Genomic DNA, 23,535 nt, shown 5'->3' with positions numbered 1-23,535 from the left:
AAGACGGACTGACATTCACCATGGATGTCGACTGATCTACCGCTTTCGCGAGCAGGCTCGCTCCCACAGTGGATGGTGTGTAACTCAGGTTTGTGTCAGCCACCCTTTGAAACTACCGTGACCCGAGTCCTGACCCGATGAACACAGAATTCCGCAAAAACCTGCCCGGCAGTTCCCTGGATTATTTCGACGTCCGTGCGGCGGTCGAGGCGATTCAGCCCGGCAGCTACGACACCCTGCCGTACACCTCCCGCGTGCTGGCGGAAAACCTCGTGCGTCGCTGCGACCCGGCCACGCTCACCGATTCCCTGAAACAACTGATCGAACGCAAACGCGACCTCGACTTCCCGTGGTTCCCGGCGCGTGTGGTGTGCCACGATATTCTCGGCCAGACCGCACTGGTCGACCTCGCCGGCCTGCGTGACGCGATCGCCCTGCAGGGTGGTGACCCGGCGCAGGTCAACCCGGTGGTGCCGACGCAACTGATCGTTGACCACTCGCTGGCGGTAGAAGCGGGCGGTTTCGACAAGCAGGCGTTCGAGAAGAACCGCGCCATCGAAGACCGGCGCAACGAAGACCGTTTCCACTTCATCAACTGGACCAAAAAGGCCTTCAAGAACGTCGACGTGATCCCGCCGGGCAACGGCATCATGCACCAGATCAACCTGGAGAAAATGTCCCCGGTGATTCAGGTGCGCGATGGCGTGGCGTTCCCCGACACCTGCGTCGGCACCGACAGCCACACCCCGCACGTCGATGCGCTGGGCGTGATCGCCATCGGCGTCGGTGGCCTCGAAGCCGAGAGCGTGATGCTCGGCCGCGCCTCGTGGATGCGCCTGCCGGAGAGCGTCGGCGTCGAACTGACCGGCAAGCTGCAACCCGGCATCACCGCCACCGACATGGTGCTGGCGCTGACCGAATACCTGCGCAAACAGAAAGTCGTCGGCGCGTGGCTGGAGTTCTTCGGCGAAGGTGCCTCGGCGCTGACCCTCGGCGACCGCGCGACCATCTCCAACATGGCCCCGGAATACGGTGCCACCGCAGCGATGTTCTACATCGACCAGCAGACCATCGACTACCTGAAACTCACCGGTCGCGAAGACCAGCAAGTGCAACTGGTCGAGCAGTACGCCAAACTCAACGGCCTGTGGGCCGACAGCCTGAAAGGCGCGCAATACGAGCGTGGCCTGACCTTCGATCTGTCGTCGGTGGTGCGCAACATGGCCGGCCCGAGCAATCCGCACGCCCGTGTGGCGGTAGCGGATCTGGCGGCCAAAGGCATCTCCGGGCAGTGGGATGACGTGCCGGGGCAGATGCCTGATGGCGCGGTGATCATCGCCGCCATCACCAGTTGCACCAACACCAGCAACCCGCGCAACGTGATCGCCGCCGGTCTGCTGGCGCGCAACGCCAACAAGCTAGGCCTGACCCGCAAGCCGTGGGTCAAATCCTCGCTGGCACCGGGGTCGAAAACCGTGGCGCTGTACCTCGACGAGGCAGGGCTGACCACCGAGCTGGAGCAACTCGGTTTCGGCGTCGTCGCGTTTGCCTGCACCACTTGCAACGGCATGTCCGGCGCACTCGATCCGGTGATTCAACAAGAGATCATTGACCGCGATCTGTATGCGACGGCCGTGCTCTCCGGCAACCGCAACTTCGACGGCCGCATTCACCCGTACGCCAAACAGGCGTTCCTCGCGTCGCCGCCGCTGGTGGTCGCGTACGCCATCGCCGGAACCATCCGTTTCGACATCGAGAAAGATGTGCTGGGCGTGGTCGACGGCAAGGAAATCCGCCTGAAAGACATCTGGCCGAGCGACGAAGAAATCGACGCCGTGGTGAAGTCGTCGGTGAAGCCGGAGCAGTTCCGGCAGGTCTACATTCCGATGTTCGCCGTCCACGAAGACACCGGCCCGAAAGTCACGCCGCTGTACGACTGGCGCGAGATGAGCACCTACATTCGGCGTCCGCCGTACTGGGAAGGCGCGCTGGCCGGCGCGCGGCCGCTGAAGGGCATGCGCCCGCTGGCGGTGCTGCCGGACAACATCACCACCGATCACCTGTCGCCCTCCAACGCGATCATGCTCGACAGCGCCGCCGGCGAATACCTGGCGAAAATGGGCCTGCCGGAAGAGGACTTCAACTCGTACGCCACGCACCGTGGCGACCACTTGACCGCGCAGCGCGCGACCTTCGCCAACCCGAAACTGTTCAACGAAATGGTTCAGGAAAACGGCAAGGTCAAACAGGGTTCGCTGGCGCGGGTCGAGCCGGAAGGTAAAGTGATGCGCATTTGGGAAGCCATCGAAACCTATATGGAGCGCAAGCAGCCACTGATCATCATTGCCGGTGCCGACTACGGTCAGGGTTCGTCACGCGACTGGGCGGCCAAGGGCGTGCGTCTGGCGGGTGTCGAAGCGATCGTCGCCGAAGGTTTCGAGCGCATCCACCGCACCAACCTGGTGGGCATGGGCGTTTTGCCGCTGGAGTTCAAACCGGGCACCGACCGCCACACCTTGGCCATCGACGGCAGCGAAACCTACGACGTGATCGGCGCCCGCACCCCGCGCGCCGACCTGACGCTGGTGATCCATCGCAAGTTCGGCGAGCGTGTTGAGGTGCCGGTGACCTGCCGTCTGGATACCGCTGAAGAAGTGTCGATCTACGAGGCCGGCGGCGTGTTGCAGCGCTTCGCCCAGGACTTCCTCGAAGAGTCGGCGGTTGCCGTTTAAATCACGTAGTGCGAGCGCGGGTCGGTTGACCCGCGTTTGCGGATAAGGAGCACCATGGCTCACGCAGCTCATTTCGCACCGCAGATCAAAATCCCCGCCACCTACATGCGCGGCGGCACCAGCAAAGGCGTGTTCTTCAGCCTCAAGGATCTGCCCGAAGCCGCGCAGGTTCCCGGCCCCGCCCGCGATGCCTTGCTGCTGCGGGTGATCGGCAGCCCCGACCCGTACGACAAGCAGATCGACGGCATGGGCGGCGCCACGTCGAGCACCAGCAAAACCGTGATCCTGTCGAAAAGCATCAAGGCTGATCACGACGTCGATTACCTGTTCGGTCAGGTCTCCATCGACAAACCGTTCGTGGACTGGAGCGGCAACTGCGGCAACCTCTCGGCGGCGGTCGGTTCGTTCGCCATCAGCAACGGTCTGGTCGACGCCAGCCGCATTCCGCACAACGGTGTGGCGGTGGTGCGCGTGTGGCAGGCCAACATCGGCAAGACCATCATCGCCCACGTGCCGATCAGCAACGGCGAAGTGCAGGAAACCGGTGATTTCGAACTCGACGGCGTGACCTTTCCGGCCGCCGAAGTGCAGGTCGAATTCATGGACCCGGCGGCGGAAGAAGAGGGCGGCGGCGGTTCGATGTTCCCCACCGGCAACCTGATCGATCAGCTTGAGGTGCCGGGTGTCGGCACGTTCCAGGCGACCATGATCAACGCCGGGATCCCGACGATTTTCGTCAACGCCGCAGACATCGGCTACACCGGCACCGAGCTGCAAAGCGCGATCAACAGCGACCCGAAAGCCTTGCAGATGTTCGAAACCATCCGCGCCTACGGTGCGTTGCGCATGGGGCTGATTTCGAATCTGGACGAAGCGGCCAAGCGACAGCACACGCCGAAAGTCGCGTTTGTCGCCAAGCCTGCGGATTACATCGCGTCCAGCGGCAAGGCGATTGCCGCCGCTGATATCGATCTGCTGGTGCGTGCGTTGTCGATGGGCAAGTTGCACCACGCGATGATGGGTACTGCCGCCGTGGCCATCGGCACCGCTGCAGCGATCACCGGCACCCTGGTGAACCTCGCCGCCGGTGGCGTTGAACGCACGGCAGTGCGCTTCGGCCATCCGTCCGGGACCTTGCGTGTCGGAGCCGAGGCCAGTCTGGAAAACGGTGAGTGGGTGGTGAAAAAAGCCATCATGAGCCGCAGTGCCCGCGTCCTCATGGAAGGCTACGTACGCATCCCAGGCGACTCCTTCTGACACTACACCGAACAAAAACTGTGGGAGCGGGCTTGCTCGCGAAGGCGGCGCACCAGGCAAAAATGATGTCGACTGACACCACGCCTTCGCGAGCAAGCCCGCTCCCACAGGGAATTGCATTTCAAATATAAGAAATCAGCCTGAACCGAGGTCCCATCAACGAACCACTGCCAGAGTGAATCGAACATGAGCGCCAACGTCGACCAGAACAATCGCCCCGACTACGACCGTGTCCTGCAGGACATCGCCGATTACGTCCTCACCTACAAAATCGAATCTGCCGAAGCACTCAACACCGCCCGCAACTGCCTGATGGATACCCTCGGCTGTGGCCTGCTGGCGTTGCGTTTTCCCGAATGCACCAAGCACCTTGGCCCCATCGTCGAGGGCACCGTCGTGCCGTTCGGGGCGCGGGTGCCGGGCACTTCCTATCGCCTCGACCCGGTGAAAGCCGCGTGGGACATCGGCTGCATCGTGCGCTGGCTCGATTACAACGACACCTGGCTCGCGGCCGAATGGGGGCATCCGTCGGACAACCTCGGCGGAATTCTCGCGGTGGCCGATCACCTGTCGCAAAAACGCGTTGCCAATGGTGAGAAGCCGCTGACGATTCGCGATGTACTTGAAGCGATGATCATGGCCCACGAGATCCAAGGCGTGATCGCTCTGGAAAACTCGTTCAACCGCGTCGGCCTAGACCACGTGCTGCTGGTGAAAGTCGCTTCGACCGCCGTCACCGCCAAACTGATGGGCGCCAATCGCGAGCAACTGCTGTCGGCGTTGTCCCATGCGTTTGCCGACGGTCAGGCGCTGCGCACCTATCGCCATGCGCCGAACGCCGGATCGCGTAAATCCTGGGCGGCGGGTGATGCGACCAGCCGCGGCGTGCGTTTGGCCGACATTGCCCTGCGTGGCGAGATGGGCATTCCCGGGGTGTTGACGGCCAAACAGTGGGGCTTTTACGACGTGTCGTTCAGCCACACCAACAACGATCTGGCGCTCAAGCCCGAAGGCAAACGCGCCTTCAGTTTCGCGCGGCCCTACGGCAGTTACGTGATGGAAAACGTGCTGTTCAAGATCAGCTTCCCCGCCGAGTTCCACGCGCAGACGGCCTGCGAAGCGGCGGTGACCTTGCATCCGCTGGTGCGCAACCGCTTGCATGAAATCGACCGCATCGTCATCACCACCCACGAGTCGGCGATTCGCATCATTTCCAAAGTCGGACCGCTTGCCAATGCGGCGGACCGCGACCACTGCATTCAGTACATGACCGCCGTGCCGCTGGCATTCGGCAATCTGCTGGCCGAACAGTACGAGGACGACTTCCACGCTGCGCACCCGATCATCGATGTGCTGCGCGAGAAAATGGTCATCGTCGAAGACCCGCGTTTCACCCGTGAGTATCTGGAGGCCGACAAGCGCTCGATTGCCAACGCGGTGCAGGTGTTTTTCAAGGACGGTTCCAGCACCGAGAACGTGGAAGTCGAATACCCGATCGGCCACCGTCGCCGCCGCGCCGATGGCATTCCGTTGCTGGAGGACAAGTTCAGGGCGAATCTGCTGACACGATTCACCGGGCAGCGCAGTAACGAGATCTTCGCGTTGTGCAAGGATCAGGCGAAGCTTGAAGCGACCCCCGTGAATCGTTTCATCGACCTGTTTGTGATCTGACAACGCGAGAATTGAAGACCCATTGCGGGCGTGAGCCTGCTCACGCTAGCGGTGTGTCAGGCAACATCAATGCTGGATGTGCCGCCGCCTTCGCGGGCAAGCCCGCTCCCACAAGGTTTTGTGCCTGGCACAACATGCACCAACACTCTGAAACCCTGTGGGAGCGAGCTTGCTCGCGAAGGCGCCAAAGCAGACGCCGCCAATCTATTTGAAACGCCGCTCCACACCTTTCTCCACCAGAATCTTCGCCGAAATCTCTTCCACCGAAAAATGCGTGGAGTTGATGTGCGGGATGTTCTCGCGGCGGAACAGGTTTTCCACTTCGCGCACTTCGAATTCGCACTGGGCGTAGCTCGAATAGCGGCTGTTGGGCTTGCGCTCGTTGCGGATCGCGGTGAGGCGGTCGGGGTCGATGGTCAGGCCGAACAGCTTGTGCTGATGGGCGCGCAGGGCGGTCGGCAGGGTCAGACGCTCCATGTCGTCTTCGGTCAGCGGGTAGTTGGCCGCACGGATGCCGAACTGCATCGCCATGTACAGACACGTCGGCGTCTTACCACAACGCGACACGCCCACTAGTATCAGATCGGCCTTGTCGTAATAGTGGGTGCGCGCGCCGTCATCGTTGTCGAGGGCGAAGTTCACCGCCTCGATGCGCTCCATGTAATTGGAGTTATGCCCGATCGAGTGCGATTTGCCGACGGTGTAGGAAGAATGCTCGGTCAGTTCCTGTTCGAGCGGGGCGAGGAAGGTCGAGAAAATGTCGATCATGAAACCATTGGACGTTGCGAGAATCTCACGGATGTCCTGATTGACGATGGTGTCGAAGATGATCGGACGGAAGCCGTCGGTTTCGGCGGCTTTGTTGATTTGTTGTACCATGGCCCGCGCTTTGTCCGCGTTGTCGATATACGGCCGCGTGAGCTTGGTGAAGGTAATGTTTTCGAACTGCGCCAGAAGGCTTTGACCCAGGGTTTCGGCGGTAATGCCGGTGCCATCGGAGATAAAGAAAGCAGATCGTTTCATTTGCACCTTGGGCCTTAAGCTAAAGAGTATTTCTGGATATGATAGGCGCGATTTGCCGGCCGCCATTGGCCCGCATTCTCACTTATTTTCCAGGTCCAGGCCATACAGCCGGCCAACGCTCCCCCGAGCCGCCGGTTTCTGAGCTTTTCCAACACAGTTAGTGGAGAGATCACCTTGGTAGAGTACGTAGTTTCCCTCGATAAGCTCGGCAAACACGATGTTGAGCATGTGGGGGGCAAGAACGCATCCCTGGGCGAGATGATCAGCAACCTGGCGGGTGCCGGTGTGTCGGTCCCCGGCGGCTTTGCCACCACCGCGCAGGCCTATCGCGACTTTCTCGAGCTGAGCGGCCTCAACGATCAGATCCACAAGGCTCTCGACGCCCTGGACGTCGATGACGTCAATGCACTGGCCAAGACCGGTGCGCAGATCCGTCAATGGATCATGGACGCCGAATTCCCTGAAAAACTCAATACCGAGATCCGCACCGCGTTCGCCGCGCTGTCGGCCGGCAACCCTGACGTGGCCGTGGCCGTGCGTTCTTCCGCCACCGCCGAAGACTTGCCGGATGCTTCGTTCGCCGGTCAGCAGGAAACCTTCCTGAACATCCGTGGCGTGGAAAACGTTATCCGCGCCGCCAAAGAGGTGTTCGCTTCGCTGTTCAACGACCGGGCGATTTCCTACCGCGTGCACCAGGGCTTCGACCACAAACTGGTCGCCCTGTCGGCTGGCGTGCAGCGCATGGTGCGTTCGGAAACCGGTACCGCCGGCGTGATGTTCACCCTCGATACCGAATCCGGTTTCCGTGACGTGGTGTTCATCACCGGCGCCTACGGTCTGGGCGAAACCGTTGTTCAAGGCGCGGTGAACCCGGATGAGTTCTATGTGCACAAAGGCACCCTGGAAGCCGGTCGCCCGGCGATCCTGCGCCGCAACCTCGGCAGCAAAGCCATCAAGATGATCTACGGCGACGAGGCCAAGGCCGGTCGTTCGGTGAAGACCGTCGATGTCGACAAGGCCGAACGCGCGCGTTTCTGCCTGACCGACGCCGAAGTCAGCGAGCTGGCCAAGCAGGCGATGATCATCGAGAAGCACTACGGCTGCCCGATGGACATCGAGTGGGCCAAAGACGGTGACGACGGCAAGCTGTACATCGTGCAGGCCCGTCCGGAAACCGTGAAAAGCCGCACCCAGGCCAACGTCATGGAACGTTACCTGTTGAAAGAAACCGGCACCGTGCTGGTGGAAGGTCGTGCCATCGGCCAGCGCATCGGCGCCGGCAAAGTGCGGATCATCAAGGACGTCTCGGAAATGGACAAAGTCCAGGCCGGCGACGTGCTGGTCTCCGACATGACCGACCCGGACTGGGAACCGGTGATGAAACGCGCCAGCGCCATCGTCACCAACCGTGGCGGCCGTACCTGCCACGCGGCGATCATCGCCCGTGAACTGGGGATTCCAGCGGTCGTGGGCTGCGGCAACGCCACCCAACTGTTGAAAGATGGTCAGGGTGTGACCGTGTCCTGCGCCGAAGGCGACACCGGTTACATCTTCGAAGGCGAGCTGGGCTTCGACGTCAAGAAGAACTCCGTCGACGCCATGCCGGAGTTGCCGTTCAAGATCATGATGAACGTCGGCAACCCGGACCGCGCCTTCGATTTCGCGCAGCTGCCGAACGCCGGTGTCGGCCTGGCCCGTCTGGAATTCATCATCAACCGCATGATCGGCGTACACCCGAAAGCGCTGTTGAACTACGACGGCCTGCCGCAGGAAATCAAGGACAGCGTCGACAAGCGCATCGCCGGCTACAACGATCCGGTCGGTTTCTACGTCGAAAAACTGGTGGAAGGCATCAGCACCCTCGCGGCAGCGTTCTGGCCGAAGAAGGTCATCGTGCGTCTGTCGGACTTCAAGTCCAACGAATACGCGAACCTGATCGGCGGCAAGTTGTACGAGCCGGAAGAAGAAAACCCGATGCTCGGCTTCCGTGGCGCTTCACGTTACATCAGCGAATCGTTCCGTGACTGCTTCGAACTCGAATGCCGCGCGTTGAAACGCGTGCGCAACGAGATGGGCCTGACCAACGTCGAAATCATGGTGCCGTTCGTCCGTACCCTCGGCGAAGCCAGTCAGGTAGTCGATCTGCTCGCCGAAAACGGCCTGGCCCGTGGCGACAACGGCCTGCGCGTGATCATGATGTGCGAACTGCCATCCAACGCGATCCTGGCTGAAGAATTCCTCGAATTCTTCGACGGTTTCTCGATCGGTTCCAACGACCTGACTCAGCTGACCCTGGGCCTGGACCGTGACTCCGGGATCATCGCGCACCTGTTCGACGAGCGTAATCCGGCGGTCAAGAAGCTGTTGGCCAACGCGATTGCCGCGTGCAACAAGGCCGGCAAATACATCGGCATCTGCGGTCAGGGCCCTTCGGACCACCCGGATCTGGCCAAATGGCTGATGGAGCAGGGCATCGAAAGCGTGTCGCTGAACCCGGACTCCGTGCTGGAAACCTGGTTCTTCCTCGCCGAAGGCCAGGCCCAGGCTTGATCCATATGTGAACGGCCATCCTCCCCTGTGGGAGCGGGCTTGCTCGCGAAGACGGAATAAGATCCGCCACAAATGTTGGCTGATACACCGCTTTCGCGAGCAAGCCCGCTCCCACAAAGGTTGGGGGCTTTGAGATTGAAGTAGGGCGGGCTCCTGTAGATGCCGCCCTTTTTTGTGCAAGAGCATTATGCAAAGCAGCAGCAACCTGTTTCCTGTCGCCCTGATCAGCGCCGAACGACGCGGTGATCTGAGCGAAGACGTGTATCGACTCAAACCCGGCAACAGTCCCGACTGGTCCGTGGAAATCGCCGTGACCCGTTTGGGCATGGCCGACGATACGACACCGTGCGGCGTGCCGGTGATTTTGTTGCACGGCAGTTTTTCCAATCGGCGCTTCTGGTTTTCCCCCAAGGGCCTCGGGTTGGGTGCGTACCTGACGCGCCTGGGCTTCGACGTGTGGGTCCCGGAGATGCGCGGTCACGGCCTGTCGCAGCGCAACGAGGACTACCGGCGCAACCGCGTGGCCGACTACGCCCGTTACGATCTGCCGGCGATTGCCGCGTTCGTCCGCGAGCAGAGCGGGCAGGTTCCGCACTGGATCGGCCATTCGCTGGGCGGCATCACGCTGGCGGCGGCGCTGGGTGGCGAATACCTCGGCGAGCCGGCCGTGGCCTCGGCGGCGTTTTTCGGCACGCAGGTCAGCCGCACGTACTGGCCGCTGAAGATTCCACCGGTGGAGTGGAGCGGGCGCTTCATTCTCAAGCGTTTCGCACAGTTGTCCGGCTCACGCCTCAAGCGCGGCCCGGAAGACGAGCCGATCGGGCTGGCGCTGGAAAGCATGCGCTGGTACGGCTTGTTCGGGCGTTTTGGCGACAAGGACAAGGACTGGTGGGTCGGCCTGGCCGAGGTTCAGGTGCCGGTGCTGGCAGTGACCGCGGCGGGCGATCATCAGGATCCGGCATGGGCCTGTCGCAAACTGTTCGAGCAGATCGGCTCCGAGCACAAACAGTTCGTCAATCTGGGGCGCGAGCAGGGTTTCAGCGACAACTTCGGGCATGTCGAGATGCTGGTGAGCAAGGCGGCGCAGGCCGAGGTCTGGCCGCTGGTGGCGCGCTGGCTTAATGATCAGCAGACGCCGTTGCTCGGCGACAAGCCGGATCTTGCCGCTGCGGTCTGAGTCCGGGGCTCTGAAAAGGGCATTTCGTTCAGGTCGGCTTGCGGCTAAGATATGACGCATTGTGCGGTTCTGGTCATATTTGGTGGGTGTTTAGCTATTACGTTTCAGCGTTTGTTCAGGTTCATTCAGCGAGCATTGCATGAACTAAGGTAAACAGCGACCGCCGGGACTCGTTTCAAAAGAGTGCGACATCCTTGATCGTCTTCCTTTTTACAGGAGTTTTTCGATGAACCATTACCTCACGCCTGACCTGTGCGACGCCTATCCGGAGCTGGTGCAGGTGCTGGAACCGATGTTCAGCAATTTCGGCGGCCGTGATTCCTTCGGCGGCGAAATCGTGACCATCAAATGTTTCGAAGACAACTCGCTGGTCAAAGAGCAAGCCGAACTCAAGGGTAACGGCAAGGTGCTGGTGGTCGATGGCGGCGGTTCGCTGCGTCGCGCGCTGCTGGGCGACATGATCGCCGAGAAAGCCGCGAAAAACGGCTGGGAAGGGATGGTCATCTACGGTTGTATCCGTGACGTCGACGTTATTGCCCAGACCGATCTCGGCGTTCAGGCGTTGGCCAGCCATCCGATGAAAACCGAAAAGCGCGGTATCGGCGATCTCAACGTACCGGTGACTTTCGCCGGCGTGACGTTCCATCCGGGCCAATACATCTATGCGGACAACAACGGCGTGATCGTTTCGCCAAGTCCGCTGCAGATGCCTGAATAAGTTTTTCGACAAAGGGATGCGGATGTTCGAGGAAGAAAACGCGCAGTGGGGGCTGGTGCATGCCCTGGTGCTGGACGGTAAAGGCGGTGCGCGTTCGATTGCCCGGACTGAGCTCGACGATCTGCAACTGCAGGCCCATGAGAGCCTGTGGTTGCATTGGGATCGCAGCCATCCGCAAACCCAGACCTGGCTGCGCAAATCCAGCGGCCTGAATGAATTTGCCTGCGACCTGCTGCTGGAAGAGAACACCCGGCCACGCCTGTTGCCGTTGCCGGATGCTGAACTTCTGCTGTTTCTGCGCGGGGTCAACCTCAACCCCGGCGCCGAGCCGGAAGACATGGTCTCGGTGCGGATTTTCGCGTCGGCGCAACGGGTCATCTCGCTGCGTTTGCGTCCGCTGCGTGCCACCGATGAGCTGCTGGCGCTGCTAAGCGAAGGCAAAGGCCCGAAAACCTCATCTGAACTGATCCTGTATCTGGCGCAATTCCTCACCAACAAGGTACAGGATCTGGTCACCTGCCTGTCGGAACTGGTCGATGAAGAGGAAGAAAAACTGGATGCCGACGAACGGTATACCCCCGAGCATGGCTCGATTTTGCACATCCGCCGCCGGGCGGCCGGACTGAAGCGTTTTCTGGCACCGCAGCGGGATATTTTCGGACAACTGACCCGGATAAAACTGCCGTGGTTTGTCGACGATGACGCTGACTACTGGAACGAATTAAACAACAGCCTGACGCGCTATCTCGAAGAGCTGGAATTGACCCGAGAGCGCATGGGGCTTGTGCTGGAGGCCGAAGACCGGCGTTTGAACGTGCGCATGAATCGCACGATGTACCGCTTCGGCATCATCACCTGCATCTTTTTGCCGATGAGTTTTCTCACCGGCCTGCTGGGCATCAATGTGGGCGGCATTCCGTTCTCGAGCAGCCCCTATGGTTTCCTGATTGCCTGTCTGACGGTGCTGGCCATGGCCTTCGGCCAATGGTGGTTATTCCGCCGTTTGCGCTGGGTGTGAATATGCAACATGTGACCCGACCAAATTTGCCCGCGTCTTTCACAGACATCACGAGAGGTGCGTATGCACGATCCGTTTGAACAGTCTTTGCGCGACATGCTCAACGCCTCGCCGTCCAGCCGTGACGACGACGCATGCCTGGGTCGCGTACTCAAAACCGCCAACCGCCAGGTGGGCGCCGGTGATCTGTTCAGCCTGCTGGGCCGCTGGCTGCCCGCGCTGATGATCGCCCTGAATAACGGATCGGCCCACGTCTCGCCGGTTTCCCGTCTTCGTAAAACTACTGCACGCACTGCTGATAAGGCTGATTGAATATGGAACTTGATCTCTGGACTCAGAGCCTCGTCACTGCAATGACTGCGTTGTGGACCAAAGTCGCCAACTTCATCCCGAACCTGTTCGGCGCACTGGTGGTGCTGCTGTTGGGCTTCGTGGTGGCCAAGCTGCTTGATACCTTGCTGTCCAAATTGCTCGCCAAACTGGGCCTTGATCGCCTGATGGGCGGCACCGGTCTGACCAAGTTGATGTCGCGGGCCGGCCTGCAAGTGCCGATCTCAACCTTGATCGGGAAGATTGTTTACTGGTTCGTTCTGCTGATTTTCCTGGTTTCTGCAGCAGAGTCCCTTGGACTTGAGCGAGTTTCAGCTACGCTGGACATGCTGGCGTTGTATTTGCCGAAAGTTTTCGGCGCCGCGCTGGTGTTGCTGGTCGGTGTTTTGCTCGCGCAATTGGCCAACGGCCTGGTGCGCGGAGCGGCAGAAGGCGTAGGGCTGGACTACGCTTCGGGTTTGGGCCGAATCGCCCAGGGGCTGGTGATCATCATCAGTATCTCGGTCGCAATCAGCCAGCTTGAGGTCAAGACTGACCTGCTGAACCATGTAATTGTCATCGTATTGATTACCGTTGGTCTGGCTGTTGCGCTGGCCATGGGTTTGGGAAGCCGGGAAATTGCCGGTCAGATTCTTGCGGGAATCTATGTGCGTGAGTTGTATCAGGTTGGGCAACAAGTGCGTGTTGGCGAGGTCGAAGGCCAGATCGAAGAGATCGGCACGGTTAAAACCACATTGCTGACCGATGAGGGTGAGCTAGTCTCACTCTCCAATCGGATCCTGCTGGAACAGCATGTGAGTAGCCGCTAACCCGGCAAACCCTGCTAATGTATGCCGCCGCAAAATGCCCTGAGAGGGGTGCGGCGGACATTGACCTGACTGTCGGCACGACTTGTTTTGAATAAAGCCCAAACGCTATCCACGCGCTATGACCCCCGTGAGCTCTCTGATGAGGAGTTGGTCGCGCGCTCGCATACCGAGCTGTTTCACGTGACGCGCGCCTATGAAGAGCTGATGCGGCGTTACCAGCGAACATTATTTAACGTTTGTGCGAGATATCTTGGGAACGATCGCGACGCAGACGATGTCTGTCAGGAAGTGATGCTTAAGGTGTTGTACGGCCTGAAGAACTTCGAGGGGAAATCGAAGTTCAAAACCTGGCTCTACAGCATCACGTATAACGAATGCATCACGCAGTATCGGAAGGAACGGCGAAAGCGTCGCTTGATGGACGCCTTGAGTCTGGACCCGCTGGAAGAAGCGTCGGAAGAAAAGGCGCCGAAACCCGAGGAGAAGGGCGGACTCGATCGCTGGCTGGTGTATGTGAACCCGATTGACCGTGAAATTCTGGTGCTACGATTTGTCGCAGAGCTGGAGTTTCAGGAGATCGCAGACATCATGCACATGGGTTTGAGTGCGACAAAAATGCGGTACAAACGTGCTCTAGACAAATTGCGTGAGAAATTTGCAGGCATTGCTGAAACTTAGTTCAGCGCAAATATCTCTTACGTGTAGGCAAGTTCTGATAGACTTGCCGCCGAGTTGTCCCCCGGTTTGCGGGACTGCTTCACAATCACCAGATGGGGATTTAACGGATGAAACTGAAAAACACCTTGGGCTTGGCCATTGGTTCTCTTATTGCCGCTACTTCGTTCGGCGCACTGGCACAAGGCCAAGGCGCAGTTGAAGGCGAGATCAACTACAAGAAGCAGTACAACGACAGCATTGATCATGTCGAAGACGGCTTCAACCCAGGCGCCAAAATCGGTTACTTCCTGACCGACGACGTCTCGATCAACTTCGGCTGGGATCGTAACAACCACACCCGTTCGAACGACGGTACCGGTAGCCAGAAACTGCGCGGTGACAACTTCGGTCTGACCGCTCAGTACCACTTCAACAACGCTGGCGACGCTCTGCGTCCTTACGTTGAAGGTGGTGTCAAGCACGGCAACCTGACCAACGTAGCTGCTGACGGCCACACCGGTCGCGACCAGTCGACTTTCCTGACTGCTGGCGCTGGCGTTAAGTACTACTTCGCTGAAAACTTCTTCGCCCGTGCTGGCGTAGAAGCTGACTACAAACTGGACAACGGCCGTTGGGACTACGCTCCATCGGTTGGTCTGGGTGTGAACTTCGGTGGCGGCGGCAAGCCAGCTGCTGCTCCAGTTCCAGCTCCGGCTGAAGTCTGCTCCGACAGCGACAACGATGGCGTTTGCGACAACGTTGACAAGTGCCCGGACACCCCAGCCAACGTAACTGTTGACGCTGATGGCTGCCCAGCAGTTGCTGAAGTTGTTCGTGTAGAGCTGGACGTGAAGTTCGACTTCGACAAGTCGGTCGTCAAGCCAAACAGCTACGCTGACATCAAGAACCTGGCTGACTTCATGAAGCAGTACCCAGCCACTCACACCACTGTTGAAGGTCACACTGACTCCGTCGGTCCTGACGCTTACAACCAGAAACTGTCCGAGCGTCGTGCAAACGCCGTTAAGCAGGTTCTGACCCAGCAGTACGGTGTTGAGTCGTCCCGCGTTCAGTCGATCGGCTACGGCGAATCCCGCCCAGTTGCTGACAACAAAACTGAAGCTGGCCGTGCTGTTAACCGTCGCGTAGAAGCGCAGGTTGAAGCTCAAGCTAAGTAATTAGCTGCCGCTACGAGAAAAGCCCGGCTCAGGCCGGGCTTTTCTTTGCCTGCGATTTGGCTTTACAGGGCGTACACAGTTCCCATGGGGGAGCTGCCGGAGACTGCGATCCTTTGCTCTGCAATGGCAGCCACTGCGCCGATGACGAGTATGGCCGGGCTCTTGAGCTCAAACCGGCAGGCGTCGTCACTCATGCTCATCAGATCAGTGCGGCACTCACGCTGTTCTGGCAGAGAGGCATTCTCGATCATCGCCACCGGCGTATCTGCCGCCATCCCGCCGGCCAATAGCTGATCGCGAATCTCGCCAAGCTTGGCCACCCCCATGTAAATCACCAGTGTCGTCCCACCTCGCGCCAACGCCTGCCAGTTCAATTGACTGCCGTCCTGGGTGTGCGCGGTCACCAGCGTCACCCCGCGCGCCACACCGCGCAACGTCAGCGGAATATCGCATTGCGTCGCGCCGGCGAGTCCGGCGGTAATACCGTTGACCAACTCGACCTCAATCCCACGTTCGCGTAACCACTGCGCCTCTTCGCCGCCACGACCGAAAATGCACGGGTCACCGCCCTTGAGCCGCACCACGCAGTTGCCTTGGCGCGCATAACGCAACATCAGCCGATGGATGAACGCCTGCGGTGTCGAGCGACAGCCGCCGCGTTTGCCCACGGCAATGATTCGCGCGGTGGGGCAATGCTCCAGCACCGCGGCATTGACCAGATCGTCAATCAACACCACCTGCGCTTCACGCAATGCGCGCACCGCTTTGAGCGTCAGCAGTTCGGGATCACCGGGACCTGCACCCACCAGCCAGACTTTTGCATTCATGGTGTTTTCCTTATCAGCTGGATACCGGCTGCAGATCGGCCGCCAGCAATCGTTTGATTTCCGGGACGCACGAACCGCATTGCGTGCCGCATCCCAGTTGTTGTTTGAGGCCTTGCAGATCGAGACCCTGGCGAATCCCGGCACACACCGCGCGGTGGCTGACGTTTTGGCAGTTGCATAGGGTTTTTCCCGGATTGGCCTGCAAACTGGCACTGCCCGGCGGCGCACTCATCGGCGCCAGCAGCCAGCGTCGCAGTTGTTCATCGGCGCGGCCCTCCAGCCATAGCCCCTGCAGCCAATGCCGGGCCAGGGTTTCGCCGGCCAGGCGGATCGCGGTGATTCGGCCGTTTTCGATGCGTACCCGTTTGCCGATGGCTCGACGCGCGTCGTCGTAGGCCAGTACCGGCCCGTCGAGCAGCGCCAGACACTGATCGATATCGCGCAGCAGTTGCGGCTCCGGCGCCGTGGCGTTGGCAGCGCGTATCAGCAGCGCGGGCCGTTCACGTCCGGCAAGGCTGAGGCTGACGTAGGAAAACGCCTCACACAGGGGGCGTAGTGTCTCGAAATGCCGTTGAACATCGCCCTCGATGAGTGCGAAGAGCTGCCATGGCAGATTCACCGGTTCCAGACGCACGCCGCTGTGCTTGAGTTCGGGCTGCTTCGACAGCGAGTCGAAGGCCGCCAGGGTCAGGCTGTTTACTCCGCCCTTGAGAAAGCGCTCGCCCCAGTGCATCGGCAAAAAAGCCTGACCCGGACGCACGCCGTCGTCGCTGCCGACAGCCACAATCACCGCACCGCGTCGACTCTTCAGATTGACCAGATCTCCCGGCTGCAAACGATGACGGCGCATTTCGTCCGGATGCAGGCTCAACAGCGCTTCGCTGACATGCCCGAACAATTGCGCTGCGGTGCCGGTGCGGCTCATGCCGTGCCATTGATCGCGCAGACGCCCGGTGATCAGGGTCAGCGGAAACCGTGCATCGCGTTGTTCTTTGGCCGCACGATAAGGATCGGCAACAAACTGCGCACGACCGTTGGCCGTGGGAAAAATCCCGTCGCCATACAAACGCGCGGTGCCTTGTCGGGCGCCGGTGGGGAAGGGCCACTGCTGCGGTCCCAGTTCATCGATCAATTGATGGCTGATGCCCGACAGGTCCAGATCGCGTCCACGGGTCAGTTGCTTGTATTCGTCGAACAACTGCGCCGGATGCTCGAAAGCAAACAGGCTTGGTTGTTGCGGACGCAGACGTTGCTCCAGCCGTTGTGCGAAATCCACGGTGATCGCCCAGTCCGGCCGCGCTTCACCGGGTGGGAGAATGGCCTGGCGCACGTGGGAAATGCGCCGTTCGGAGTTGGTCACCGAGCCTTCCTTTTCGCCCCAACTGGCAGCGGGTAACAACAGGTCGGCGAAGGCGGCGGTTTCGGTGGTGCGGAAGGCTTCTTGCAACACCACGAACGGGCAGGCCTGCAGCGCCTCGCGAACCGCGTGTTGATCGGGCATGGACTGTGCGGGGTTGGTGCAGGCAATCCACAGTGCCTTGATCTGGCCGCTGCGCATCCGCTCGAACAGCTCGATGGCGCTCAGTCCAATGTTTTCAGGCAGTTGATCGACGCCCCAATAGGCTGCCACTTCGGCGCGGTGTTCGGGGTTGGCTGCCTCCCGGTGACCGGGCAGCAAATTGGACAGGCTGCCGGTTTCCCGCCCGCCCATGGCATTTGGCTGACCGGTCAGCGAGAAAGGTCCTGCGCCTGGCCGGCCGATCTGCCCGGTGGCCAGGTGCAGATTGATCAGCGCGCTGTTTTTCGCGCTGCCAGCGGTGGACTGATTCAGGCCCATGCACCACAGCGACAGGAAACTTGGCGCCGTGCCCACCCATTCCGCGCACTGCTGCAATTGCTCGACACTGATCCCGCACAGTTGCGCGACCATTTGCGGGGTGTAATCGCGCACCCGATTTTTCAGTTCAGGCAAACCGTCGGTGTGCGCCTTGATGAAGTCGCGGTCGATCCAGTCTTCCCACAGCAGCAGATGCAAAATCCCATGGAACAGAGCGACATCGGTGCCGGGCAAAATCGCCAGATGCAGGTCCGCCAACTCACAGGTGTCGGTGCGTCGGGGATCGATGACGATGACCTTCATCTGCGGTCGGCGCGATTTTGCCTCTTCAAGGCGTCGGAAAAGAACCGGGTGGGCGTAGGCCATGTTACTGCCGGCGATCATCACGCAATCGCTGAGCTCCAGATCTTCATAGCTGCACGGCGGCGCATCGGCGCCGAGGCTGCGCTTGTAACCGACCACCGCTGACGACATGCACAGTCGGGAATTGCTGTCGATGTTGTTGGTCCCGACCAGTGCTCGCGCCAATTTGTTGAAGGCGTAGTAGTCCTCGGTCAGCAACTGGCCGGAGATGTAAAACGCCACGCTGTCCGGGCCGTGTTCGGCGATGGTCTCGGCAAAGACCTGGGTCGCGTGATCCAGCGCCGTATCCCAGTCGCAACGGCTGCGTGCCAGGCCTTTGCCCAGACGCAGTTCCGGATACAGCGCCCGGGCGGCCAGGTCGCCGGTCAGGTGCAGGGTCGAGCCTTTGCTGCACAATTTGCCGAAGTTGGCCGGATGCGCCGGATCGCCGCTGACACCGAGAATGCGCTCGCCGTCATGCTCGATCAGCACGCCGCAGCCGACGCCGCAATAACAGCAGGTCGAGGCGGTCGTCTGGCGGTTCATCAGACCGCATCCCGCAGTGCCAGCTGCACGCGGCCGTTTTCGACCCGGGCCGGATGATGGTGCGCGCAGCCGATGTCCGGGGCCTGAGCCTCGCCGGTTTGCAGGTCGATCTGCCAGTTGTGCAGCGGGCACGCCACACGTTTGCCGTAGATCAAACCCTGTGACAACGGCCCGCCCTTGTGCGGGCAGCGATCGTCTAGGGCGAAAACTTCGTCGTCGCTTGTACGAAAAATCGCGATGTCGCCTTTCGGCCCGGCAATGATCCGCGAACCGAGGGCATTGATCTCTTCCAGGGCACAGATATCGAGCCAATTCATGCCGGCACCTCCAGGTTTTTCACGGGGATCACCTCGAATTCTTTCTTGAGTTGCGGCTGCGCCAGACGCTCTTTCCACGGGTCCTGTTCGAACGACAGGGAGAACTGCAGACGCTCGTTCAGGGCCTTGCGCCGCTCCGGATCTTCAAGCACGGCCTGCTTGATGTGCTCCATGCCGACCCGTTGCAGGTAGTGCACGGTGCGTTCGAGGTAAAAGGCTTCTTCGCGATACAGCTGCAGGAACGCGCCGTTGTATTCACGAACTTCCTCGGCGGTTTTCAGCTTGACGAAGAACTCGGCGACTTCGGTCTTGATCCCGCCGTTGCCGCCGATGTACATCTCCCAGCCGGAGTCGACACCGATGATTCCTACGTCCTTGATCCCCGCTTCCGAGCAGTTGCGTGGGCATCCGGAGACAGCGAGTTTCACTTTGTGCGGCGACCACATGTTGAACAGGTCGTGCTCAAGCTCGATACCCAACTGCGTCGAGTTCTGCGTGCCGAAGCGGCAGAACTCGCTGCCGACGCAGGTTTTCACAGTGCGGATGGATTTGCCGTAGGCGTGGCCGGAGGGCATGTCGAGGTCTTTCCAGACGCCCGGCAAGTCCTGCTTCTTGATCCCCAGCAGGTCGATGCGCTGACCGCCGGTGACCTTGACCATCGGTACGTTGTATTTGTCGGCCACGTCGGCGATGCGGCGCAGTTCCGAAGGGTTGGTCACGCCGCCCCACATCCGTGGCACCACCGAATAGGTGCCGTCCTTCTGAATGTTGGCGTGGGCGCGTTCGTTGATCAGGCGCGATTGCGGATCGTCCCTGGCTTCGCCGGGCCAGGTGGAAATCAGGTAGTAGTTCAGCGCCGGCCGGCAGGTGGCACAGCCGTTCGGGGTGCGCCAGTTGAGGTAGCTCATGGTGCCGGCGATGGTCAGCAGATGCTGTTCGCGGATCGCCTGGCGGATCTGCCCGTGGTTGAGGTCGCTGCAACCGCAGATGGCTTTTTCGCTTTTCGGTTTGACGTCCGCCGCGCCGCCGACGGTGTTGATCAGGATCTGCTCGACCAGCCCGGCGCAGGAGCCGCAGGAACTGGCAGCCTTGGTGTGCTTCTTCACGTCATCGACGCTGAACAGACCGTGTTCCTGAATCGCCTTGACGATGGTGCCTTTGCACACGCCGTTGCAGCCGCAGACTTCGGCAGTGTCGGCCATGCTCATGGCTTTGTCCTGGCCCTGATGTCCTACGTCGCCGATAGAATTTTCACCAAACATCAGGTGATCGCGGATCTCGCCGATGGCGTGATTCTCACGAATCTGCCGGAAATACCAACCGCCATCTGCCGTATCGCCGTACAGACAGGCGCCGACCAGCACGTCATCCTTGATCACCAGTTTTTTGTACACGCCGCCGATCGGGTCGGAGAGGGTGATGGTTTCGGTGCCTTCGCCGCCCATGAAATCACCGGCGGAAAACAGGTCGATGCCGGTGACTTTCAATTTGGTCGAGGTCACCGAACCCTGATAGCGGGCGAAACCCAGTTGTGCGAGGTGATTGGCGCAGACTTTGGCCTGTTCGAACAGCGGCGCCACTAGGCCATAGGCGATGCCGCGATGGCTGGCGCACTCGCCGATGGCATAGATGCGCGGATCGTAGGTCTGCAGGGTGTCGTTGACCAGAATCCCGCGATTGCAGGGGATGCCGGCGCGTTCCGCCAGTTCGGTATTGGGGCGGATACCGGCGGCCATCACCACCAGATCGGCGGGGATGATCTCGCCGTTCTTGAACTGTACCGAGCCGACCCGGCCGTTGCCTGCGTCGTGCAGGGCCTGGGTCTGTTCGCACAGGCGAAAATGCAGGCCACGGGCTTCGAGCGCCGTTTGCAGCAGTTGGCCGCTGGTCTTGTCCAGTTGTCGCTCCAGCAGCCATTCGCCGATGTGCACCACGGTGACGTGCATGCCGCGCAGCATCAGGCCGTTGGCGGCTTCGAGGCCGAGCAGGCCGCCGCCGATGACCACCGCGTGTTTGTGGGTTTTGGCGGTGTCGATCATCGCCTGGGTGTCGGCGATGTCGCGGTAGCCGATCACACCCTGCAAGTCATTGCCCGGAATCGGCAGGATGAACGGCGTCGAGCCGGTGGCGATCAGCAGGCGATCATACTCAGCCTCGGTGCCGTCCTCGGCGATCACCCGGCGTTTAACCCGGTCGATCTGCACCACCTTGCGGTTAAGCAGCAATTTGATGTGGTTTTCCAGGTACCAGTCGAGGTCGTTGAGCACGATCTCTTCGAAGGTCTGTTCACCGGCCAGCACCGGCGACAGCAGGATGCGGTTGTAGTTGGTGTGCGGTTCGGCACCGAAGACCGTGATGTCGTACAGCTCGTTGCTCAGCTTGAGCAGTTCTTCCAGGGTGCGAACCCCAGCCATGCCATTGCCGATCATCACCAGTTTGAGTTTTTTCATCAGGTTCTCCGGGGAGCGGTGGCTGGCCTCTTGTGGGCAGTCAGGCCGTGCTCGACAAATGTTGCGCAAACAAAAAAAGGCGTCCCGCTAGTTGCCTAGCGAGGACGCCTTTGTCCTGGTCCCGTTCTCTCGGGAAGCGCAGCCTTCGTCGTTGAAGGTTGGGCTTTATGTATGGTGAAACGGGTAATGCAGTGGTTGTGCCAAGTGGGAGAATGGCGTGTTTATTAGGCGAAAGCGGTTATAGACGGGGATTTTTTGCACCGAATCGACGCGGGTTGCTCGTTCGCGGGGCATTCAGGCAGACAGAATTGTTGTGATTGGGCTGGCCTCTTCGCGAGCAGGCTCGCTCCCACAGTGGATCGGTGTCGTTCACAAATCCCCTGTGGGAGCGGGCTTGCTCGCGAAGGGCGCGACGCGGTATCAGCGGTGAAACAACACCACCAGCAGCACCAGATTCCCCAGCAAGGCCAACAACGCCACCGTCCGCCAGACCGTCAACGGCTCACGCTCCAGCAAAGGCCTGGGTCGCACACTCAAACTGCGCCGCTCACCTTGTTCCAGCACCAGCAACCATTCCTCAGCCGTTTCAAAGCGCTGTTGCGGATCCGCCGCCACGCCACGCTCCAGACTCTGCGCAATCCATTCCGGCACGTCCGGGCGGTAGCGACCAGCACTCACCGGCAGGCCGAATCGCGGCCGCTGGAACGCTTCGACCTCGCCATAGGGAAAATGCCCGGTCAGCAGGAAAAACAGGGTCACGCCCACCGCGTACAGATCCTGTTGCGCACTCGGTGGCTCGCCGCGAAAGGCTTCCGGGGCGATATAGCTGGGCGTTCCCGGCAGCGTTGACGGGGTGTCTTCGGACAGACCGGGGCAGTACGCCAGACCAAAATCCAGCAGGCGCAACTCGCCATCGTCACCCAGATGCAGGTTTTCCGGCTTGATGTCGCGGTGCAGAATCTGCCGCCGATGCAGCAGGCCTACCGCCCGCAGCAAGCGCTCGGCAATCTCCTGCCACTGCGCAAACGGCAACGGGTTGCTGTTTTGAAACAGCTGCGCCAGGGTCATCCCGGAATATTCGCGCATCACGTAGTACAAATGCTGACGCTGAGTGCCGGCATGGACTTCAGGAAAATGCCGACCGGCGACACGCTTGAGGAACCATTCTTCCGACAGCAAGGCTTGCCCGGCCTTGGGATCATCGGCCAGCCGCGCCGGCAGGGTTTTCAACAACCAGCCCCGAGCTTGGCCATCCAGCACTCGATACAGCAGCGATTGCTGGCTCTGAGCGACAACGCCTTGCACCTGCCAGCCTTCGAACATCTGCCCGGTTTTCAGCGCTGGCGGCAGCGGCCACTGCTGTAAGTGAATCAGCGCATCGCCGATGTTCGCTTCGCCGAGCGCATCGACCCGCACCAGCAGCGCACTGGCATTATCCTGACTGCCGGCCAGATGCGCGGCGTTGACCAGCGTGCGTACGGCGCTGTCGAGATCCGGTTGATCGCGCAGAATCGCCGCGATTGCGGTATCGCCCAGCGACGACCACACGCCATCGCTGAGCAGCACGAAACATTCGCCCTCGCGTAAGTCACCGTCGAGAAAATCCAGCACCAGATGCTGATCCAGCCCCAGCGCGCGTTTGAGCACGTGCTGCATGCCCGGCTGCTCCCAGACATGGTCCTGCGAAATCCGCTGCAAAGCGTCAGCCTGCCAGCGATAGACCCGGCAATCGCCGACGTGGGCCAGGGTGAAACGCCGACCGCGCAGGACCAGCGCGCTGACCGTGGTCAGCAACGGTTGCCCGCCGCCATTGGCCTGTAACCAGCGATTTTGCGCGAGCAGCAGGCGATCCAGCGCCTGGGCCACGCTCCAGGTTTGCGGCGTGGCGTAGTAGTCCAGCGCCAGTGCTTGCAGGGTCGAGCGTGCGGCCAGGCCGCCGTCGGCGCATTGGCTGACACCGTCGGCGATGGCGACCAGATAGCCTTTGCTGGCGGCCAGCGCCGGGGCGGGCGTCACCAGGCGCATTGCGTCCTGATTTTCCGCGCGCGGGCCGGTGGCGCTGGCCTGGGCAAAGCTCAGTTGCAGGGGCATGGAGG

17 protein-coding genes are annotated in these 23,535 nt (G+C 60.7%); 11 read left to right on the top strand and 6 right to left on the bottom strand.

Annotated features, from left to right (window positions below; genetic code table 11):
- The first annotated feature begins 137 nt into the window (after positions 1-137).
- From acnD to prpD, 3 genes are all read left to right on the top strand, one after another.
- A complete protein-coding gene (acnD, locus tag QRN61_RS19300) occupies positions 138-2,732 on the top strand; it encodes a Fe/S-dependent 2-methylisocitrate dehydratase AcnD (protein WP_285374685.1) in 2,595 nt (864 codons plus the stop codon).
- Between the two features lie 54 nt (positions 2,733-2,786).
- Positions 2,787-3,989: a 2-methylaconitate cis-trans isomerase PrpF gene (gene prpF / locus QRN61_RS19295; protein ID WP_285374682.1), complete on the top strand. Its 1,203-nt coding sequence runs from the start codon at positions 2,787-2,789 to the stop codon at positions 3,987-3,989.
- A gap of 186 nt (positions 3,990-4,175) precedes the next feature.
- A complete protein-coding gene (prpD, locus tag QRN61_RS19290) occupies positions 4,176-5,660 on the top strand; it encodes a 2-methylcitrate dehydratase (RefSeq protein ID WP_285374679.1) in 1,485 nt (494 codons plus the stop codon).
- 204 nt (positions 5,661-5,864) lie between these two features.
- On the opposite strand, the gene ppsR is transcribed toward prpD, so the two are convergent.
- A complete protein-coding gene (gene ppsR / locus QRN61_RS19285) occupies positions 5,865-6,683 on the bottom strand; it encodes a posphoenolpyruvate synthetase regulatory kinase/phosphorylase PpsR (protein WP_007960912.1) in 819 nt (272 codons plus the stop codon).
- Between the two features lie 174 nt (positions 6,684-6,857).
- Between ppsR and ppsA the strand changes: the two genes are divergently transcribed.
- The 8 genes from ppsA to QRN61_RS19245 all read left to right on the top strand — a co-directional run bounded on the left by ppsA (position 6,858) and on the right by QRN61_RS19245 (position 15,120).
- On the top strand, positions 6,858-9,233 hold the full coding sequence (ppsA, locus tag QRN61_RS19280) for a phosphoenolpyruvate synthase (RefSeq protein WP_096797095.1): 2,376 nt from the start codon (positions 6,858-6,860) through the stop codon (positions 9,231-9,233).
- Between the two features lie 187 nt (positions 9,234-9,420).
- Complete coding sequence (locus tag QRN61_RS19275; protein WP_285374674.1) at positions 9,421-10,410, top strand: alpha/beta fold hydrolase; 990 nt, start codon at positions 9,421-9,423, stop codon at positions 10,408-10,410.
- Positions 10,411-10,636: 226 nt separating this feature from the next.
- Positions 10,637-11,128 carry a ribonuclease E activity regulator RraA gene (rraA, locus tag QRN61_RS19270; RefSeq protein ID WP_096797093.1) on the top strand — a complete coding sequence of 164 codons (492 nt, stop codon included), beginning with the start codon at positions 10,637-10,639 and terminating at the stop codon, positions 11,126-11,128.
- Positions 11,129-11,150: 22 nt separating this feature from the next.
- A complete protein-coding gene (gene cmaX / locus QRN61_RS19265; protein ID WP_027613291.1) occupies positions 11,151-12,146 on the top strand; it encodes a divalent cation transporter CmaX in 996 nt (331 codons plus the stop codon).
- Between the two features lie 63 nt (positions 12,147-12,209).
- Positions 12,210-12,458 (top strand): hypothetical protein, encoded by a 249-nt coding sequence (locus QRN61_RS19260; RefSeq protein WP_003223293.1) that lies wholly within the window; start codon positions 12,210-12,212, stop codon positions 12,456-12,458.
- A 2-nt stretch (positions 12,459-12,460) separates the two neighbouring features.
- Positions 12,461-13,285 carry a mechanosensitive ion channel family protein gene (locus tag QRN61_RS19255; RefSeq protein WP_007916401.1) on the top strand — a complete coding sequence of 275 codons (825 nt, stop codon included), beginning with the start codon at positions 12,461-12,463 and terminating at the stop codon, positions 13,283-13,285.
- Between the two features lie 87 nt (positions 13,286-13,372).
- Complete coding sequence (gene sigX, locus QRN61_RS19250) at positions 13,373-13,963, top strand: RNA polymerase sigma factor SigX (protein WP_011333251.1); 591 nt, start codon at positions 13,373-13,375, stop codon at positions 13,961-13,963.
- A gap of 107 nt (positions 13,964-14,070) precedes the next feature.
- Complete coding sequence (locus QRN61_RS19245) at positions 14,071-15,120, top strand: OmpA family protein (RefSeq protein ID WP_027613290.1); 1,050 nt, start codon at positions 14,071-14,073, stop codon at positions 15,118-15,120.
- A gap of 62 nt (positions 15,121-15,182) precedes the next feature.
- Here QRN61_RS19245 and cobA read toward each other — a convergent pair whose 3' ends face one another.
- The 5 genes from cobA to QRN61_RS19220 all read right to left on the bottom strand — a co-directional run bounded on the left by cobA (position 15,183) and on the right by QRN61_RS19220 (position 23,530).
- Complete coding sequence (gene cobA, locus QRN61_RS19240; protein WP_285374661.1) at positions 15,183-15,947, bottom strand: uroporphyrinogen-III C-methyltransferase; 765 nt, start codon at positions 15,945-15,947, stop codon at positions 15,183-15,185.
- A 13-nt stretch (positions 15,948-15,960) separates the two neighbouring features.
- Complete coding sequence (locus QRN61_RS19235; RefSeq protein ID WP_285374658.1) at positions 15,961-18,672, bottom strand: nitrate reductase; 2,712 nt, start codon at positions 18,670-18,672, stop codon at positions 15,961-15,963.
- Positions 18,672-18,989: a nitrite reductase small subunit NirD gene (gene nirD / locus QRN61_RS19230; protein WP_027613287.1), complete on the bottom strand. Its 318-nt coding sequence runs from the start codon at positions 18,987-18,989 to the stop codon at positions 18,672-18,674. The genes QRN61_RS19235 and nirD overlap by 1 nt, the downstream gene beginning before the upstream one ends.
- Complete coding sequence (nirB, locus tag QRN61_RS19225) at positions 18,986-21,439, bottom strand: nitrite reductase large subunit NirB (protein WP_285374654.1); 2,454 nt, start codon at positions 21,437-21,439, stop codon at positions 18,986-18,988. Before nirB ends, nirD begins: the two co-directional genes overlap by 4 nt.
- A 420-nt stretch (positions 21,440-21,859) precedes the next feature.
- Positions 21,860-23,530, bottom strand: a complete 1,671-nt coding sequence (locus QRN61_RS19220) for a bifunctional protein-serine/threonine kinase/phosphatase (protein WP_285374652.1) — start codon at positions 23,528-23,530, stop codon at positions 21,860-21,862.
- Between the last annotated feature and the right edge of the window lie 5 nt (positions 23,531-23,535).

It is taken from the genome of Pseudomonas sp. lyk4-TYG-107, from assembly GCF_030209055.1.
Taxonomy (GTDB): Bacteria; Pseudomonadota; Gammaproteobacteria; order Pseudomonadales; family Pseudomonadaceae; genus Aquipseudomonas; species Aquipseudomonas putida_A.
This window is presented reverse-complemented; position numbering and strand designations above follow the sequence as displayed.

Coding starts and splice junctions, on each gene's coding strand:
- acnD (WP_285374685.1), top strand. CDS start 138: ATGAACACAGAATTCCGCAAAAACCTGCCCGGCAGTTCCCTGGATTAT.
- prpF (WP_285374682.1), top strand. CDS start 2,787: ATGGCTCACGCAGCTCATTTCGCACCGCAGATCAAAATCCCCGCCACC.
- prpD (WP_285374679.1), top strand. CDS start 4,176: ATGAGCGCCAACGTCGACCAGAACAATCGCCCCGACTACGACCGTGTC.
- ppsR (WP_007960912.1), bottom strand. CDS start 6,683: ATGAAACGATCTGCTTTCTTTATCTCCGATGGCACCGGCATTACCGCC.
- QRN61_RS19275 (WP_285374674.1), top strand. CDS start 9,421: ATGCAAAGCAGCAGCAACCTGTTTCCTGTCGCCCTGATCAGCGCCGAA.
- rraA (WP_096797093.1), top strand. CDS start 10,637: ATGAACCATTACCTCACGCCTGACCTGTGCGACGCCTATCCGGAGCTG.
- cmaX (WP_027613291.1), top strand. CDS start 11,151: ATGTTCGAGGAAGAAAACGCGCAGTGGGGGCTGGTGCATGCCCTGGTG.
- QRN61_RS19260 (WP_003223293.1), top strand. CDS start 12,210: ATGCACGATCCGTTTGAACAGTCTTTGCGCGACATGCTCAACGCCTCG.
- QRN61_RS19255 (WP_007916401.1), top strand. CDS start 12,461: ATGGAACTTGATCTCTGGACTCAGAGCCTCGTCACTGCAATGACTGCG.
- QRN61_RS19245 (WP_027613290.1), top strand. CDS start 14,071: ATGAAACTGAAAAACACCTTGGGCTTGGCCATTGGTTCTCTTATTGCC.
- cobA (WP_285374661.1), bottom strand. CDS start 15,947: ATGAATGCAAAAGTCTGGCTGGTGGGTGCAGGTCCCGGTGATCCCGAA.
- QRN61_RS19235 (WP_285374658.1), bottom strand. CDS start 18,672: ATGAACCGCCAGACGACCGCCTCGACCTGCTGTTATTGCGGCGTCGGC.
- nirD (WP_027613287.1), bottom strand. CDS start 18,989: ATGAATTGGCTCGATATCTGTGCCCTGGAAGAGATCAATGCCCTCGGT.
- nirB (WP_285374654.1), bottom strand. CDS start 21,439: ATGAAAAAACTCAAACTGGTGATGATCGGCAATGGCATGGCTGGGGTT.
- QRN61_RS19220 (WP_285374652.1), bottom strand. CDS start 23,530: ATGCCCCTGCAACTGAGCTTTGCCCAGGCCAGCGCCACCGGCCCGCGC.